Genomic DNA, 16142 nt, shown 5'->3' with positions numbered 1-16142 from the left:
TGTATGGAAAGCACGTTATTTTTTTGTACTTTTGTGGCTCGTTTTGTTCCGTCAAATATAAATCAATACTCTTATGGCAAAACTTCGCATTCTATACGTAGCCAGCGAAATCAATCCCTTTCTTCAAACAACTCAAGTAGCAGAATTCGTGAGAAGACTGCCGCAAGCTATGCAGGAAAGAGGCATGGAAATCAGGATTCTTGTTCCACGTTTTGGGTTGATCAACGAGCGAAAAAACAGACTGCATGAAGTAGTAAGATTGTCCGGCATTAACATTGCCGTGGGAGATGAGGAGAAGCCTCTTGTTATTAAGGTTGCTTCTATCCCGAACGCTAAATTACAGGTATACTTCATCGATAATGAAGATTACTTCCACAGAAAGTCTGTGTTTCACGACAAAGAAGATAAATTTTATAGCGATAATGATGAAAGAGCTATTTTCTTCTGCAAGGGTGTGCTCGAAACTGTAAAGAAATTGGGTTGGGCACCAGACATTATCCACTGCAACGACTGGATGACAAGCCTGATTCCGTTGTATGTAAAAACAACTTACAAGAATGATCCCATCTTTCAGACGGCTAAGTGTGTCTTGACAATATACGACAACGCTTTCTCTTTCAAGTTTGGGGACAACCTGCTTGAAAAGGTGAAAATGATTGACATCGAGGATAGCATGTTGAATCCACTTAAGTCTGCAGATTACGAAGGTTTTATTAAGATGGGTATTGAATATTCGGACGCTGTCATCAGAGCAGAAGAAGAAGAAAGTGAAAGCCTGAATAATTTAACCAACGAATTATCCAAAGAAAAGAAATTCAACGTTATCGAAAATGACGAAAACTTTTTAGACAGACACTACAATCTATATAATGAACTTGCAGGGTAGGACTGCATCAGGGTTGCTCTTTGGAGCGGCCCTAATGCTTTTTGGGTGTGAAAACCCAAGTGAAGTAGGGTTGGAGCTTAATCCAAACGAAAATAATGTAGGTGTTTATGAGGAGGTTTTTACTCTTCCATCTTCTGTTATTCTTTTTGACAGTATAAATACAACCAACGACTCAAGGCTGCTCGTTGGAAGGTTTAAAGATCCATTCTTTGGAGACATTACCGCTAAGTCCTTTTCGCAGGTAACGAGAAACGGCGAGCTTGTTGCCATCAACGACAAGGGCATTCTTGACTCAATCATGTTTGATTTTGAGTTGAGTTATATTTATGGCGAATACGGTAGCACGTTTCAGACCATTAATGTTTATCAGCTATCGGACACACTGTATTCCGGGGTTAGCTACTATTCGGATGACTCAACAAAGTACCTGTCACGTACGCCGGCTGCGTCCAAAAAATTCTTTTATTCGCCGACAAAAGACACAGTAATAAGGATAAAGGCGACTCCGGCATGGGCCAGCAACTTCTTTAGTATTGTTAGAAATGGAACAACAGTTTCTGAGCTGGAAAATGAGATAAAAGGCTTTGCTCTGATCCCGGGGGCAGACAATACACTCATTTTTGGTTTCCACCCCGAAAACTCTAAAGTAAATGTTCACTATCATGTACCTGACGGCGCTGATTCATTGGTTTATTCGCTGAACTTTGACGCCACGGTACGATACAACGGCGTTACCGCAGACAGAGCAGGCACCGAGCTGGGAGCCCTGGTAGAGCAGAGCGACGAGTTTATTCCTCCATCAGGTCACATGTATCTTCAGGGAGGAACAGGTATTTATACCAAGCTTTCACTCAGACCGTTCAGAAAGTTTGTGGATTCTCTGGGCAATATTATCGTCAATCGTGCTGAGATAAAGCTCGGGGCTATTGATGAATTGACTTCGGTCGACTATCGAATCATGCCCCCAAATAGCTTTATGTATATATTTGCTGATAGTACGAATAAAATAATTGGGGCAAACATTGGCCTGGCTAACCGAATTGCCAATCATGTTATTCTAAGCGATGTCAGCTACGGCAATCCCAGTTCGCCTCGCCCCCTGTTTCCACTGTACGACTCGGCTTCCAGGTCATACAGCGGTACGCCGACTTTTTTCTTTCAGCTCTTGCGTGATAGCATAATTAACACAAACGATCTGCTCATTTATCCTGGCACCAATGATGTTACGAGCTTAAGCAGGTTTGTTGTGCCCAAAGACAGCATCCAGTTAAAAATTTACTATACAAGATTACAATAAGCTATGTGTGGAATTGTTGCCTACAAGGGAAAAGAGCAAGCATTGCCAATTCTCATCAAAGGCCTCAAAAGACTTGAATACAGAGGTTACGACAGTGCTGGAGTTGCGTTATTCGACAACTCAGTTGCCGACATCAAAATATACAAAAAGCAGGGCAAGGTCAAAGAACTTGAAAATCTGATAGACGGCAAAAGCCCTAAATCCGGCATCGGAATTGGCCATACACGTTGGGCTACTCACGGTGAGCCCAGCGACATCAATGCCCACCCCCACAAGTCGTACAATGGCAGGCTTTCACTGGTGCATAACGGCATTATTGAAAATTACGCTGCAATAAAAACCGAGCTGCAAAAAAAGGGTTACACATTTGAGAGCCAAACCGACACAGAAGTGCTGGCGTCTTTTATTGACTATATTATTACGTCAGAAGATTGCTCTCTTGAGGAAGGCGTAAGGCTTGCCCTGACCAGAGTGGTAGGTGCATACGCTATTGTAGTAATCGCCAAAGATAATCCTGACACCTTAATTGCTGCCAGAAAAGGAAGCCCACTTGTTATCGGTATTAAAGAGGATGATGGCTCTTTCTTCCTCGCCTCCGATGCGACGCCGATCGTAGAATACACCAAGAAGGTGGTGTATTTGAAAGATGAAGAAATGGCGGTTATCACTGGCAATCAGATGACCATCAAAAGTCTTGAGGATGTAGAACAATACCCTCAGGTACATGAACTTGACCTCAATCTTGAAGCCATCGAAAAAGGTGGCTATGAGCATTTCATGCTTAAGGAAATATTTGAACAGCCTAACAGCATCGCTGACTGTATGAGAGGTCGTTTAAAGGCCGACGAAGGCAAACTGGTGCTCGGAGGTATTCATGAGTATGCCAATGCGCTCACTAACGCCCAAAGGATAGTGATTGTGGCTTGCGGCACTTCGTGGCATGCGGGGTTGGTAGCAGAGTACATTATTGAAGATTTTTGCCGCATTCCGGTAGAGGTCGAATATGCTTCTGAGTTCCGTTACAGGAACCCGATCATTAACGAAGGCGATATTGTCATTGCTATTTCGCAGTCTGGCGAAACGGCCGATACACTTGCTGCTCTTGAGCTGGCCAAATCTAAAGGTGCCATTATTCTTGGAGTAGTTAATGCGGTAGGTTCATCCATTTCGAGAATAACTCATGAAGGAGCCTATTTGCATGCCGGCCCTGAGATTGGTGTTGCCAGTACCAAAGCCTTTACAGCCCAGCTGACTGTCCTTATTATGATGGCATTGCGGATCGCTCATCGCAAAGGCACGATTACTGAAAGCAAATACCATGAATTGCTTGTGGAGCTTGAAAGCATACCGGCGAAAATCAAAAAGGTGCTGGATGTTAACGATCAAATCAAAGAAATATCGGCGCTTTTCAAAGACGCCAGAAATTTCATCTATTTAGGCCGGGGTTACAATTTTCCAGTGGCACTTGAGGGGGCACTTAAATTGAAAGAAATTTCCTATATCCATGCAGAAGGATACCCGGCAGCAGAAATGAAGCATGGCCCTATTGCGTTGATTGACGAAGAAATGCCGGTCGTATTTATTGCCACCCGGGATTCTTCTTACGAGAAAGTTGTTTCCAACATACAGGAAGTGAAAGCACGCAAGGGAAAAGTGATCGCCATTGTTACCGAAGGAGAAGAAACCATCAAAGAGATAGCAGATTTTGTCATTGAAGTGCCTCACACTTCTGAAGCACTGATGCCATTGGTATCCGTTATTCCTCTACAATTACTTTCGTACCACATTGCGGTGATGAGAGGGTGCAATGTTGACCAACCACGAAACCTTGCCAAGTCAGTAACTGTTGAATAAGCATGAAGAAAATAGTCTACACTAAAAACGCCCCCGCCCCTATCGGGCCTTATAGCCAGGCGGTAAGATATGGCAACCTTGTGCTGGTATCAGGTCAAGTGGCTATCAACCCTGCAACGGGTCAGTTTGAGTCGGGTGATATTAAATCACAGACAAAATTGGTGATGGAAAACCTAAAGGCCATCCTTTTGGAAGAAGGCCTTTCCTTTGCAGAGGTGTTAAAGTGTTCCATCTTTATCAAAGACATGAACGACTTCCCGGTGATCAATGAGATTTACGGAGGATACTTCAAGAGTGAGCCCCCGGCACGGGAAACCGTTGAGGTGGCCAGGCTGCCCAAAGACGCCCTGGTTGAAATTTCCCTGATTGCCGGCATTGATGCATGAGGTTAGTACCTTTTGAAAGAGAGACGATTGTTTCATCGGCCAAGGCCGCCAGCATCATCGCTCTTTTAAAAACGGAGACTAAATCAGAAGCAAGCGCAGGAAAAGACTTTTCATTTACCGGCCTTGTCTACGAAAAATCATTCCGGGTTTCGGTGAACGTAGCCAAGCCTCAAAATTTCATTCCATTGTTAGAGGGAATCGTCGACCAGACATCGACAGGCTCGCTGATTCAGGTAAAGTATCGCCTTTTCCCCAGCACCCGTTTCTTTCTGGTTTTCTGGTGCCTGTTGACTTTTCTACTCACACTTATTTTCCTGGGGCCAGCCAAAAATTACCTCTACGGTTGTCTTTCTTTGGCAGGCTGCATTGCCAATTATCTGATAGCATTGGCTAACTTTGACGTCCATTTGAAACAAACACAAAAAGCACTTTACCAAGTACTTGATAAGTTAACATGAACAACTCAGAAGTTAGGGTTCGTTTCGCTCCAAGTCCCACCGGAGCCCTTCACATTGGAGGTGTAAGAACCGCTCTTTATAACTACCTCTTTGCCAGAAAAAACAACGGTACAATGCTTTTGCGCATAGAAGACACCGACCAGTCGAGGTTTGTGCCAGGCGCCGAAGCCTATATTGTAGAGTCGCTAAAGTGGGTCGGGATAGAGATTGACGAAGGCCCTTTGAACGGCGGCCCCCATGCCCCCTATAAGCAATCTGAAAGGAAAGATATTTATGCGCAGTATGCCCAGCAGTTGATCGACCAGGGCAAGGCCTACTACGCCTTCGATACGTCGGAAGAGCTTGAAGCTATGCGTGAGAAGTTGAAGGCTGCCAAGGTAGCCAACCAGCAGTACAACGCCGTGACACGCAACTCTATGCAGAACTCCCTTACCCTGCCCGAGGCTGAGGTAAAAGCAAAACTTGCCAACGGAGATCCCTATGTAGTCCGTTTGATGGTGCCTCGCAAAGAGGACATTAGGTTTCATGACCTGATAAGGGGCTGGGTGGTTGTGCATTCATCTGTGCTAGATGATAAAATATTATTGAAGTCGGATGGCATGCCCACTTATCATCTCGCCAATATCGTCGACGATCACCTCATGAAAATCACTCATGTCATCAGAGGAGAAGAATGGCTGCCGTCGGCACCACTGCATGTGCTGATGTACAGGTACCTTGGCTGGGCGGACACCATGCCAAAGTTTGCTCACCTACCGTTGCTGTTGAAACCAGACGGCAACGGCAAACTGAGCAAGAGGGACGCCGACAAGGCAGGCTTCCCGATCTTTCCACTCAATTGGACAGACCCGGTGTCGGGAGAGCTTTCTCAAGGGTTTAGGGAAAAAGGCTACCTGCCAGAGACGATGATCAACTTTCTGGCTTTGTTGGGCTGGAGCCCTGGCACCGAAAAGGAAATATTCAGCATAGAAGAACTTATCCAGGAGTTCTCCATTGAGCGCATAAGCAAGGCCGGAGCCAAATTCGATATTGACAAGGCCAACTGGTTCAACCAGCATTATATAAAAAGCAAATCAGCAGAGGAGCTGGCTGTTTATTTGGAAAAAGACCTGGAAAAAGCCGGTTTAAAGGCTTCCTCAGAAAACACAATCAGGATTTGTGAAGTGCTAAGAGAGAGAGTCTCCTTTCCACAAGAGCTGTGGGAACAGGGCAGGTTCTTTTTTGAAGCTCCAACCACCTACGACCAGCAAGTTGTTGAAAAGAAGTGGAACCCGGACGTGGCAGCGGTTCTTCAAGACTTATCGAAGCGTATTTCCCAACTTGAAGGTTCGGTTACGGCCACAACCGCTCATGACACGATAGAAAATTTCTTTGCTACCAAAGAGTTGAAAATGGGCAAGTATATGCAGCCTCTAAGGCTGTCAATTACCGGACAAGGCGGCGGACCCGATCTCATGGCCATCATAGAAATACTTGGCGCCAAAGAAACTGCTAAACGAATTGACTCGGCTATCGTTATATTAGGAGGACAAAGCACACAAGCATGAGCAAGAAAGAAACCGAAAAAAAGAAACCGAAAGTAGCCAAAGACCTGAGCGGCTTTGAAATAAGCATAGATACGTTTGGCGAAATCTCCTCCAACCTTCAGATTGATAAGATTAACGAGTTTCTTAACAAAAACGTAGATGACAAGAAGCTGCGTGACAGAGAAGACATCGAAGAAATAAAAAAGAAAACAAGCAAAGACGAAGAGTAACTATGGCGATACGGTCACACGAAATTGATTACAAGATTTTTGGTGAAAGCATTCAAACAGTTGAAGTAGAGCTTGATCCACGAGAAACTGTCATAGCCGAAGCTGGGGCGATGCTGTACATGGAAGATGGCATCATCTTCGAAACCAAAATGGGAGATGGTTCCGAGCCCGATCAGGGTTTCCTGGGCAAGCTACTTTCAGCCGGCGCCCGGGCGTTAACGGGCGAGTCTGTTTTTATGACGCATTTCACCAATCACGGCGTTGGCAAAAAGAAAGTAGCCTTTTCTGCCCCCTATCCCGGCACCATCATCCCTATTGACCTGGCTACGCAGCAGGGCAACCAATTAATTGTACAGAAAGATGGGTTTCTATGTGCGGCACTTGGCACCAAAGTATCCATCACTTTCAATAAGAAAATTGGCTCCGGACTTGTCGGTGGTGAGGGCTTCATTCTTCAAAAGCTCCAGGGAGACGGGAAGGCATTTGTCCACGCAGGCGGTACGGTGATAGAAAAGCAACTCAATAACGAAACGCTAAGGATCGACACAGGCTGCGTTGTGGCCTTCGAACATACACTGGACTTTGATGTGCAGAGCTCAGGAGGACTAAAGTCGATGCTTTTCGGTGGAGAAGGCCTTTTTCTGGCCACTCTAAAAGGCACCGGAAAAGTTTGGCTACAGTCGATGCCAATCAGAAAACTAATTCAGGTATTGGCTCCCTACGGTAAAAACAGCGGCAAGGAGAGTAGCTCTATTCTTGGAAGCATCCTTGAATCATAGGTCTAGAATAACTTTGGAAACACGGCAGGGACTCTGGAACGGTACTCTTCATAGTCTCTGCCATATTTTTTTATAAGTTTCTTCTCTTCCAGCCAAATCCCAATCGGCAAGTAGGCGAAAATCCACACGACAGTTACCAAATTGATCATTTTAGGAATGTAAAGCAGAAAGCCCAGGCAAAGCAATATTGTGCCCGAGTAAATCGGGTGCCTGACCCTTTCAAGAATACCTCCCGACTTAAACTCGATATCCTCTACCTCCCTTTTCAAACCAAGAAAAGCACGGAGAGAAAATTGTCGAAAAGAAAGCCTTATGATAATGACTCCATATGCGGCCAGAGAAAAAGCGAAAAAGTCAGTAACGGGTGTCTTACCAAATACAAATGGCGAGTCGACGGTAGCCATGTAAAGCACAATAGCCAGCAGTGACAGCAGGGCCACAGTGTTGTAAAAAAGCCGAAACCATTGGCTACTAAACCTCCGTTTCACAAAATCTGTCGCCAGAAAGCTATGGAGGGAAAAGTAAAGCACCCAGAACAGGCTTACCAAAATTAATCCTTCCATATGATTATGCTTGTCTTTGCATCTTAGTAATATTGGGCAAGAATACAACTCCCAATTCAATGATGAAAACAAAGGTAGGCATAATCAAAGAGGGAAAAGTTCCCATCGACAAAAGAGTCCCTATTACTCCCGATCAGGCACTTGAAATACAGGCGAAGTTCCCGAATGTAGAAGTCCTTGTGCAAAGAAGCGATGTCCGCTGTTTCCCCGACGCCGCCTACGAGGAAAAAGGGCTGAAAATGGTTGATTCTATGGACATGTGCGACATCATATTTGGGGTCAAAGAAGTGCCTATGGCGCAGCTCATCCCTGGCAAAACCTACTTCTTCTTTTCACACACTATCAAAAAGCAGGAATACAATAAGCCATTGCTAAAAGCGCTGCTGGAAAAGAAAATCAAAATGGTGGACTACGAAACCCTTACTGACGAAAACGGTCAGCGGGTGATCGCCTTTGGTCGGTGGGCAGGGATAGTGGGTGCCTACAACGCTATTTGGACATACGGAAAAAGATATAATCTTTACCATTTAAGGCGGGCGCATGAATGCTTTGACCTTGAAGACTTGAAAACCGAGTTTTCTAAGGTAAAACTGCCCCCAATTAAAATGGTAGTGACGGGTGGTGGCCGGGTAGCCAAAGGAGCCATGGAAGTACTGGTGGGTATGAACATCAGAAAAGTGACACCAGCTGCCCTGTTAACACAGTCCTTCGACTTTCCTGTATTTGCTCAGCTGAATTCAAGAGACTACAATACGCACAATGAAGGCAAAGAATTCAACCGTGGTGAATTCTATTCCCATGCTGAAAACTTTCATTCTGACTTTCTTAGATATGCCAAAGTAGCTGAGATCCTAATTGCAGCAGCCTTCTGGGAGCCAAAGGCACCCACACTCTTTGAACGGGCGGATGCCACAAAAAACGACTTTTGTCTGCATGTGATCGCCGACGTTACCTGCGACATTGAAGGATCGATCCCGTCAACAAAAAAGCCGTCGACAATAGATGACCCGGTTTACGACTATGACCCTACTCAAGACGAGATAATGCCCGCATTCAGCGAGGAGGGTAACATATCGATGATGGCAGTCGATAATTTGCCATGCGAGTTGCCGAGAGATGCTTCGAATGATTTTGGGAATATGCTGGTCAGTAATGTACTGCCTCACCTGTTCACAAATGATGAGTTCAGAATAATTCAAGACGCCACAATAACCGATGACGGAAAACTAACAAGCCGCTACCAATACCTTAAAGAATGGGTTGAAGGAAGTTAGTCGATCAGGTTTAGCAGGGCACAAAAAAAGAGCGGTTTTAGGCCGCTCTTTCAATTTACAAGTGTTTATTTCTTATCCGTTCATGGAGATCAGGAACTCGGCATTGTTCTGGGTTCCCTTCATTTTGTCGAGAAGGAATTCCATCGCCTCCTGAGAAGTCATGTCGGACATGTATTTTCTGAGTATCCAAACCTTGGATAGCTCGTCTTTTTCCATGAGAAGATCTTCACGACGAGTTCCGGATGCTGGCACATCAATAGCAGGGTACACACGCTTGTTGGACAGCTTGCGATCCAGTTGCAATTCCATGTTACCAGTACCTTTGAATTCTTCAAAGATAACCTCGTCCATTTTAGAGCCTGTCTCGATCAATGCAGTTGCAATGATTGTCAACGATCCACCGTGCTCAACATTCCTGGCAGCACCGAAGAATCTCTTAGGCTTGTGCAGTGCGTTGGCATCCACACCGCCTGAAAGTATTTTGCCTGATGAAGGAACTACGGTATTGTAAGCCCTCGCCAAACGAGTGATCGAGTCAAGAAGAATAACAACGTCGTGTCCACATTCCACCATTCTCTTGGCTTTCTCAAGCACGATGCTCGCCACTTTCACGTGACGGTCGGCCTGCTCATCGAAAGTTGATGAAATAACCTCAGCATGCACGCTGCGAGCCATATCGGTTACTTCTTCAGGACGTTCGTCAATGAGAAGAATGATCAGGTAAATCTCAGGATGGTTCTCTGTAATGGCGTTCGCAATTTGCTTTAGAAGAACCGTTTTACCAGTCTTCGGCTGTGCTACGATCATTCCACGCTGCCCTTTTCCAATTGGAGCAAACAAGTCGAGAATTCTGGCTGAGTAATGATCAGGTCTCTTAGGAGAGCTAAGTCTAATTTTTTCTTCAGGGAATAGCGGCGTCAGGTATTCAAAGGAAACCCTGTCCCGTATTTCCTCAGTTGTTTTACCGTTAACGGTTTCAACTCTTAGCAAGGCGAAATACTTTTCTCCTTCTTTTGGAGGCCTGATTTGACCCTTTACAGAATCCCCAGTTTTTAAGCCAAACAGCTTAATCTGCGAAGGTGAAACATAAATATCGTCAGGACTAGCCAGGTAGTTATAGTCAGGAGAGCGAAGGAAGCCATAGCCATCCTGCATGATTTCCAGCACGCCTTCGTTGACTATAATGCCGTCGAACTCTTTGATATTGGTGTTATAATTTCTTTTGGGCTTGAATGGAGCACGTTGCTCTTTTTGATCGCCCTTGTCTTCTCTACCAGGCTGATCACCTCTGTCTTCACGATTTCTCGTGTCTTCTCTAAGCTCTCCTCTCGAGTCGTTAGATATTTCTTTTTCAACCTTCTTACCTTCTTCTACCACTTCTTTTGCTGAGGAGTCACTGCTGTTGTCATCGTCATCAGTTTCCAGATTGAAAGACTGAAGGAGCTCATCGGCACTGCTTACCTCTCTCTTCTTCGGACGGTCGTCCGATTTGCCTTCAGCAGGCTTTGCTGCGTCCTTTGCTACCACATTCTCCCTGCGAATCTTCGGCTTGTTGTTAGGCCTTCTATCGTCGTCCCTTGGCGGGCGAGCGGGCTTGGGTTTGTCCTCCGGGGCCGGAGCTGCGGCTACAGGAGTCGCAGCCTTATCTGATTTCTTTATTTTAGATACTTCCTCTTCTGGCATGACGGCCTGGTGATCGAGGATTTTGTAGACTAATTCTTGTTTTGCAGCTTTTTTGTAGTTGGGAACTCCAAGTTTTTCTGCGATGTCTTTTAATTCTGAAAGAAGACGGACATTAAGGTCGTCAATGCTGTACATAAACTATGAATTGAGATAGTAATATTCTAAATGAAGTGGTTACAAAAAAAAGGTCGAGATTCTATTCCGTTAAAACAAAATTGATAATGAGAAACGGCCTGAGGTTTGTCGGAAAATGACGCCGCAATTATATGCTAAGCATTCATTAATAACAAGTAATTGCTGAAAAAAGACCGCTGGAGACACAAGAGAATTTAAGCGGAACCCAGCCTGAATATTTCTTTGTAAATCTCTTACTTTTGCAAACTTAACTAATTAGGCATAATGTTACAAGTTTCTGAAATACGTGCTAATAAAGAAAAGGTTCTAATCGGGCTCCGAAAAAGAGGTCTGAAAGAGGTAGAGGAAAAGATTGACGAGGTGCTGGCCCTGGACGACAAGCGGAAATCTCTGAAAACAGAGATGGATGTGGCTCTGGCAGAAGCGAACCAACTAGCCAAACAAATTGGGCAGTTGATGCAAAGTGGCCAAAAAGAGGAAGCTGAGAAGATCAAATCACAGACATCAGATCTCAAGGAAACTTCTAAGAAATTAGGTGGTGAGCTGGAATCTACTGAAGAGCTGCTTACAAATAAACTCTATGAGCTTCCCAACGTACCGCATGAAAGCGTCCCGGAAGGACGAACAGCCGAAGATAATGAAGTAGTGTTTCAGGTAGGCACGTTACCCAAGCTACCGGAAAGTGCCAAGCCGCATTGGGATCTCATTAAGGAGTACGACATCATCGATTTTGACCTTGGCATAAAAATAACCGGAGCTGGCTTCCCTGTTTACAAGAAACAAGGGGCCAGAATTGTGCGGGCAATGATCAACTACTTTCTTGATCAGGCATTGGATGCAGGCTACCTCGAAATGAGACCACCAATCGTGGTTAATAAAGAATCGGGCTACGGAACGGGCCAGTTGCCTGACAAAGAGGGGCAAATGTATCATGCCACCGCCGACGACTTGTATCTTATCCCTACAGCAGAAGTGCCCATTACCAACCTTTACCGGGATGTAATTCTGGCTGATGACGAGCTACCTGTAAAGAATGTGGCTTATACGCCCTGCTTCAGGAGAGAAGCTGGAAGCTGGGGAGCGCATGTGCGTGGGCTTAACAGGCTACACCAATTTGACAAAGTGGAGATAGTACAGGTAACTACGCCCGAGGAGTCGTACAAAGCACTCGACGGAATGAAGAACCATGTGGAGCGGCTTATCAAAAACCTGGAGCTCCCTTACCGCATTCTGAGGCTGTGCGGAGGAGATATGGGCTTTACCTCTGCGCTTACATTCGACTTCGAAGTATATTCTGCGGCTCAGAAAAAATGGTTGGAAGTGAGCTCTGTATCTAACTTTGAAACTTACCAGGCTAACAGGCTCAAGCTGAGACGTAAGGTGGACAAAAAGACTGAACTGCTTCACACCCTCAACGGAAGTGCACTGGCCCTGCCAAGGATACTGGCAGCTATGTTGGAAAACAACCAAACGCCTGATGGAATCAAGATTCCGAAGGTGCTGGTTCCGTACACAGGATTCAATATGATCAAGAAATAATTTAACGCATAAGCCTGAAACCAATCTTTCAGGCTTTTTTTATCCCTTTAACCCATTCAACCATGAGAAAATTTTTCATTCTTGTCGTTTTAGCCGGCTTTGTCAGTTATTGCTCACAACCTCCGAAAGAAGAAGCTGTCATTTACCCTACCACCGAAAAGGTAGCACATGTTGACGAGTACTTCGGCACCAAAGTAGAGGATCCCTACCGATGGCTGGAGAACGACACATCAGCAGCCACCGCTCAATGGGTAGAAGCAGAAAACAAGGTAACCTTTGGCTACCTGAACAATATCGACTTCAAAGACGCAGTGAAAGAAAGGCTTACGAAGCTTTGGGACTATGAAAAAGTGTACGCCCCGTTCAAGCGTGGAGATTACTACTACTTTTATAAGAATGACGGGCTTCAAAATCAGAACGTCCTTTACCGGGTGAAAAATCTTGGTGATGAACCTGAAGAGTTTTTGAACCCGAATACTTTTTCTGCTGACGGTACTGTGTCACTCGCAGGTCTGAGCTTTTCTAAAGACGGTTCACTTGCCGGTATGCTGCTGTCTGACGGCGGCTCCGACTGGAGAAAAGGGGTGCTTTTTAATACCACCACCAAAGAGCTTGTTGGAGATACTTTGAGAGACTTGAAGTTCACCGGCTTTTCATGGAGAGGCAACGAAGGCGTGTATTACAGCAGCTATGACAAACCTAAAGATGGTAGCGTGCTTTCGGGTAAGACTCAACACCACAAACTGTACTTCCACAAGCTCGGCGAACCTCAGGCCAGCGACAAACTGATCCTGGGCGGGGCTGAATTTCCCAGGCGCTATGTGGGAGCTAACCTGACAGAAGATGAGCATTTCCTGGTTATTTCCGCTTCTGTTAGTACTACTGGCAATGAGCTCTACATTCAGGACTTAACGGTTCCCAACAGCCCAATAAAGCCAATTGTTGACAATGTAGACAAAGAGCACTATGTAATCGACAACGACGGAGAAACCCTATTTATCTTCACTAATCTGGACGCACCCAACAACAGGATTGTGAAGACCTCGTTTGCTGATCCAACACCAGCCACATGGGCAGATGTGATTCCCGAAACGAAAAACGTACTCAGTGCGAGCACTGCCGGAAAGAAAATTTTTGCTGAGTATCTGGTAGATGCCAAGTCTGAAATCAAACAATACAACCGAAAGGGCGAGCTGGAAAGAGACGTTGAACTACCCGGCATCGGAAGCATTTACGGCTTTGGAGGCGAAGAAAGTGACACTCACATCTATTACACGTTTACCTCATTCACTTATCCAAGTTCGATCTTCTCTTATAACATTGCCTCAGGAAATTCCACCCTGTATCAGCAACCAAAGGTCGACTTCAACCCAGAAGACTACACTACAGAGCAGGTTTTCTATAGCAGCAAGGACGGCACCAAAATCCCTATGTTTATCACCTATAAGAAAGGGGTTGAAAAAAATGGAAAGAACCCCACCTACCTTTACAGCTATGGCGGGTTTAATATCAGCATGACGCCTGGCTTCAGTGTTTCCAGGATTGTATGGTTGGAAAACGGCGGCATCTATGCGCAACCCAGCATCCGTGGTGGTGGAGAGTACGGCGAAGAATGGCACCTGGCTGGCACCAAGATGAAAAAGCAAAATGTGTTTGACGATTTCATAGGTGCAGCAGAGTACCTGATCAAAGAAGGTTATACCAGCAGCGACTACCTGGCTATTGCCGGTGGTTCCAACGGAGGGCTTCTGGTGGGTGCTACGATGACACAACGGCCTGAGCTATTTAAGGTGGCGCTCCCGGCAGTAGGCGTAATGGACATGCTTCGCTATCACACTTTCACGGCAGGCGCCGGCTGGGCCTACGACTATGGAACTTCCGAGGAATCGGAAGAGATGTTCAAGTATATTCTGGGTTATTCTCCTGTTCACAATGTGAAAGCAGGTGTGAAATACCCTGCGACTTTAGTTACCACCGCCGACCATGATGATCGGGTGGTGCCTGCTCACTCATTTAAGTTTGCTGCTCAGCTGCAAGCCAAGCAGGCGGGAGACAATCCAGTGTTGATAAGAATTGAAACCAGGGCAGGTCATGGGGCCGGAAAGCCAACCTCCAAAATAATTGAAGAGGCAGCTGATCTTTACTCTTTTACCTGGTATAACATGGGTGTTGTGCCTGAAGTAGCAAAAAAAGCAATGTAAATAGCAGCTGGCTTGATGTATCAACTGAAAGGGGCATTTTGGCCCCTTTTTTGTTTACAGTTCGACAGGTTCATTTTTTCAACTAAGGACAATTTTATGAAACGAGCCAAAATACTGTGCCCGCTACTGGGGCTAATGTTGGCTTTCGGCACCGCCGAGGGGCAGGTAGGCGAGGTAAGAAAAGACGCCCGGGCAAACAAGGAGAGCACGAAGTCCAACAACAATGGCGACAGGCGTTCTGGAGAAAGCAGCGCATTTATGGGAAGGCTATTCATCGACGCATTCAGAATAAGTTTCCGTGGCATTGGGCTTGCCCATCATAAGATGCTCGACCGCCGATTCGACCAGCCATGGATTGTTTCGCTGGATGCGAGTATGCCCCTCGGTTACCACTTTCCTCATCACACTAAATTCATTGCGCCGGAAATCACCGGCAAATGGGGCCTTTTTGCTACCAACGCACGTATTAACCGAATTTGGGATCGAACTGGCAACTTCCAAACAGTCGACTGGCAAATCTTGCAGTTCAATTTTGCTACCAGTGCTCATTTTTCATTGCGGGCCGGGGTTGGCATCTCCGTTGATACCGAGTTTAATCAGGCCTACCCCGAATTTACCATCAATTCGGGAATTCACTTTCAAGAGAGAAGCCTGAACACTTTGCTGGAATATCGGGTGTCGCATGATCCGGAAAATGGAGCTACACCCCGGAGGGAGTTCATTATAAAACAGGAAAAGCTATTGGCCACTACCGGCCCATTCAATTTTGGAGGTTTTGGAGGCTTCACGTTTCAACGCTGGTTTAGTAATACTAATTTTTATTTCATTCAGGCTGGGATGTCTATACATTTGAGGTAATACCTACCCTTTTTATCAGGCATGGAAATAAAAATACGTGAAGGTCAAATTGAAGACCTGGCCCAAGCACTGGAGCTGGTGAAGGAGTTGGCTGAATACGAAAAGGCATTAGATCAGGTCAACAACAGCGTAGAACAAATGGCAGTGGATGGCTTTGGTGAGCACCCAGTCTTCGGTTTTTTTGTGGCGGAGAAAGGCGCAACCATCGTAGGCATTGCCTTGTACTATTACCGTTACTCAACCTGGAAAGGCAAGAGGATTTACCTTGAAGACATAGTGGTCACCCAGTCGGAAAGAGGAAGCGGAATTGGCAAACAACTCTTCGACGCCACCATTCAAAAAGGAAAAGATGCGAGTTGCACAGGTATGATGTGGCAGGTTCTTGATTGGAATGAACCTGCCATCAATTTCTACAAGAAATACGGCACAAGGTTTGACGATGGATGGCTCAATTGCCATCTCGACTTTTAACC

The 16142-nt window shown here is 45.6% G+C and carries 15 protein-coding genes; 13 read left to right on the top strand and 2 right to left on the bottom strand.

The genetic code is table 11. The annotated features are described in order from the left end of the window. The first annotated feature begins 73 nt into the window (after positions 1–73). The 8 genes from GC130_RS00325 to GC130_RS00290 are packed head-to-tail and all read left to right on the top strand — an operon-like array spanning position 74 to position 7416. Entirely contained in the window at positions 74–886 is an 813-nt protein-coding gene (locus GC130_RS00325) for a glycogen/starch synthase (protein WP_151996255.1), read from the top strand. Further along, the gene (locus GC130_RS00320; RefSeq protein WP_151996254.1) at positions 870–2183 is read left to right on the top strand and encodes a DUF4270 family protein; all 1314 of its coding nucleotides are present in this window, start codon (positions 870–872) and stop codon (positions 2181–2183) included. The genes GC130_RS00325 and GC130_RS00320 overlap by 17 nt, the downstream gene beginning before the upstream one ends. A 3-nt stretch (positions 2184–2186) precedes the next feature. Beyond that, positions 2187–4037, top strand: coding sequence for a glutamine--fructose-6-phosphate transaminase (isomerizing) (glmS, locus tag GC130_RS00315; RefSeq protein ID WP_151996253.1), 1851 nt, complete (start codon positions 2187–2189; stop codon positions 4035–4037). 2 nt (positions 4038–4039) lie between these two features. Beyond that, complete coding sequence (locus GC130_RS00310) at positions 4040–4423, top strand: RidA family protein (protein ID WP_151996252.1); 384 nt, start codon at positions 4040–4042, stop codon at positions 4421–4423. Beyond that, positions 4420–4881 carry a hypothetical protein gene (locus GC130_RS00305; protein WP_151996251.1) on the top strand — a complete coding sequence of 154 codons (462 nt, stop codon included), beginning with the start codon at positions 4420–4422 and terminating at the stop codon, positions 4879–4881. The genes GC130_RS00310 and GC130_RS00305 overlap by 4 nt, the downstream gene beginning before the upstream one ends. Next, on the top strand, positions 4878–6428 hold the full coding sequence (gene gltX, locus GC130_RS00300; protein ID WP_151996250.1) for a glutamate--tRNA ligase: 1551 nt from the start codon (positions 4878–4880) through the stop codon (positions 6426–6428). Before GC130_RS00305 ends, gltX begins: the two co-directional genes overlap by 4 nt. Next, entirely contained in the window at positions 6425–6637 is a 213-nt protein-coding gene (locus tag GC130_RS00295; protein WP_151996249.1) for a hypothetical protein, read from the top strand. Before gltX ends, GC130_RS00295 begins: the two co-directional genes overlap by 4 nt. Before the next feature lie 8 nt (positions 6638–6645). Next, the gene (locus tag GC130_RS00290) at positions 6646–7416 is read left to right on the top strand and encodes a TIGR00266 family protein (RefSeq protein ID WP_151996466.1); all 771 of its coding nucleotides are present in this window, start codon (positions 6646–6648) and stop codon (positions 7414–7416) included. Positions 7417–7418: 2 nt separating this feature from the next. On the opposite strand, the gene GC130_RS00285 is transcribed toward GC130_RS00290, so the two are convergent. After that, positions 7419–7979 (bottom strand): isoprenylcysteine carboxylmethyltransferase family protein, encoded by a 561-nt coding sequence (locus GC130_RS00285; protein WP_151996248.1) that lies wholly within the window; start codon positions 7977–7979, stop codon positions 7419–7421. 59 nt (positions 7980–8038) lie between these two features. Between GC130_RS00285 and GC130_RS00280 the strand changes: the two genes are divergently transcribed. Beyond that, positions 8039–9253 carry an NAD(P)-dependent oxidoreductase gene (locus GC130_RS00280; RefSeq protein ID WP_151996247.1) on the top strand — a complete coding sequence of 405 codons (1215 nt, stop codon included), beginning with the start codon at positions 8039–8041 and terminating at the stop codon, positions 9251–9253. 72 nt (positions 9254–9325) lie between these two features. On the opposite strand, the gene rho is transcribed toward GC130_RS00280, so the two are convergent. Next, the gene (gene rho / locus GC130_RS00275) at positions 9326–11071 is read right to left on the bottom strand and encodes a transcription termination factor Rho (RefSeq protein WP_151996246.1); all 1746 of its coding nucleotides are present in this window, start codon (positions 11069–11071) and stop codon (positions 9326–9328) included. Between the two features lie 264 nt (positions 11072–11335). Here rho and serS point away from each other — a divergent pair, with 264 nt between their 5' ends. The 4 genes from serS to GC130_RS00255 all read left to right on the top strand — a co-directional run bounded on the left by serS (position 11336) and on the right by GC130_RS00255 (position 16140). Beyond that, positions 11336–12610, top strand: a complete 1275-nt coding sequence (serS, locus tag GC130_RS00270) for a serine--tRNA ligase (protein WP_151996245.1) — start codon at positions 11336–11338, stop codon at positions 12608–12610. Positions 12611–12672: 62 nt separating this feature from the next. After that, positions 12673–14811 (top strand): prolyl oligopeptidase family protein, encoded by a 2139-nt coding sequence (locus GC130_RS00265; protein ID WP_151996244.1) that lies wholly within the window; start codon positions 12673–12675, stop codon positions 14809–14811. A gap of 96 nt (positions 14812–14907) precedes the next feature. Beyond that, on the top strand, positions 14908–15669 hold the full coding sequence (locus GC130_RS00260) for a hypothetical protein (RefSeq protein WP_151996243.1): 762 nt from the start codon (positions 14908–14910) through the stop codon (positions 15667–15669). A 21-nt stretch (positions 15670–15690) separates the two neighbouring features. Next, positions 15691–16140, top strand: coding sequence for a GNAT family N-acetyltransferase (locus GC130_RS00255; RefSeq protein WP_151996242.1), 450 nt, complete (start codon positions 15691–15693; stop codon positions 16138–16140). The last annotated feature ends 2 nt before the right edge of the window (positions 16141–16142 follow it).

It is taken from the genome of Imperialibacter sp. EC-SDR9, assembly GCF_902498805.1.
Taxonomy (GTDB): domain Bacteria; phylum Bacteroidota; class Bacteroidia; order Cytophagales; family Cyclobacteriaceae; genus Imperialibacter.
The sequence above is the reverse complement of the archived record's forward strand: the minus strand, read 5'-3'. Positions and strand labels throughout refer to the sequence as shown.

Excerpts from the sequence above, each read along its gene's own strand:
- GC130_RS00325 (WP_151996255.1), top strand. The coding sequence starts at position 74 with ATGGCAAAACTTCGCATTCTATACGTAGCCAGCGAAATCAATCCCTTT.
- GC130_RS00320 (WP_151996254.1), top strand. The coding sequence starts at position 870 with ATGAACTTGCAGGGTAGGACTGCATCAGGGTTGCTCTTTGGAGCGGCC.
- glmS (WP_151996253.1), top strand. The coding sequence starts at position 2,187 with ATGTGTGGAATTGTTGCCTACAAGGGAAAAGAGCAAGCATTGCCAATT.
- GC130_RS00310 (WP_151996252.1), top strand. The coding sequence starts at position 4,040 with ATGAAGAAAATAGTCTACACTAAAAACGCCCCCGCCCCTATCGGGCCT.
- GC130_RS00305 (WP_151996251.1), top strand. The coding sequence starts at position 4,420 with ATGAGGTTAGTACCTTTTGAAAGAGAGACGATTGTTTCATCGGCCAAG.
- gltX (WP_151996250.1), top strand. The coding sequence starts at position 4,878 with ATGAACAACTCAGAAGTTAGGGTTCGTTTCGCTCCAAGTCCCACCGGA.
- GC130_RS00295 (WP_151996249.1), top strand. The coding sequence starts at position 6,425 with ATGAGCAAGAAAGAAACCGAAAAAAAGAAACCGAAAGTAGCCAAAGAC.
- GC130_RS00285 (WP_151996248.1), bottom strand. The coding sequence starts at position 7,979 with ATGGAAGGATTAATTTTGGTAAGCCTGTTCTGGGTGCTTTACTTTTCC.
- GC130_RS00280 (WP_151996247.1), top strand. The coding sequence starts at position 8,039 with ATGATGAAAACAAAGGTAGGCATAATCAAAGAGGGAAAAGTTCCCATC.
- rho (WP_151996246.1), bottom strand. The coding sequence starts at position 11,071 with ATGTACAGCATTGACGACCTTAATGTCCGTCTTCTTTCAGAATTAAAA.
- serS (WP_151996245.1), top strand. The coding sequence starts at position 11,336 with ATGTTACAAGTTTCTGAAATACGTGCTAATAAAGAAAAGGTTCTAATC.
- GC130_RS00265 (WP_151996244.1), top strand. The coding sequence starts at position 12,673 with ATGAGAAAATTTTTCATTCTTGTCGTTTTAGCCGGCTTTGTCAGTTAT.
- GC130_RS00260 (WP_151996243.1), top strand. The coding sequence starts at position 14,908 with ATGAAACGAGCCAAAATACTGTGCCCGCTACTGGGGCTAATGTTGGCT.
- GC130_RS00255 (WP_151996242.1), top strand. The coding sequence starts at position 15,691 with ATGGAAATAAAAATACGTGAAGGTCAAATTGAAGACCTGGCCCAAGCA.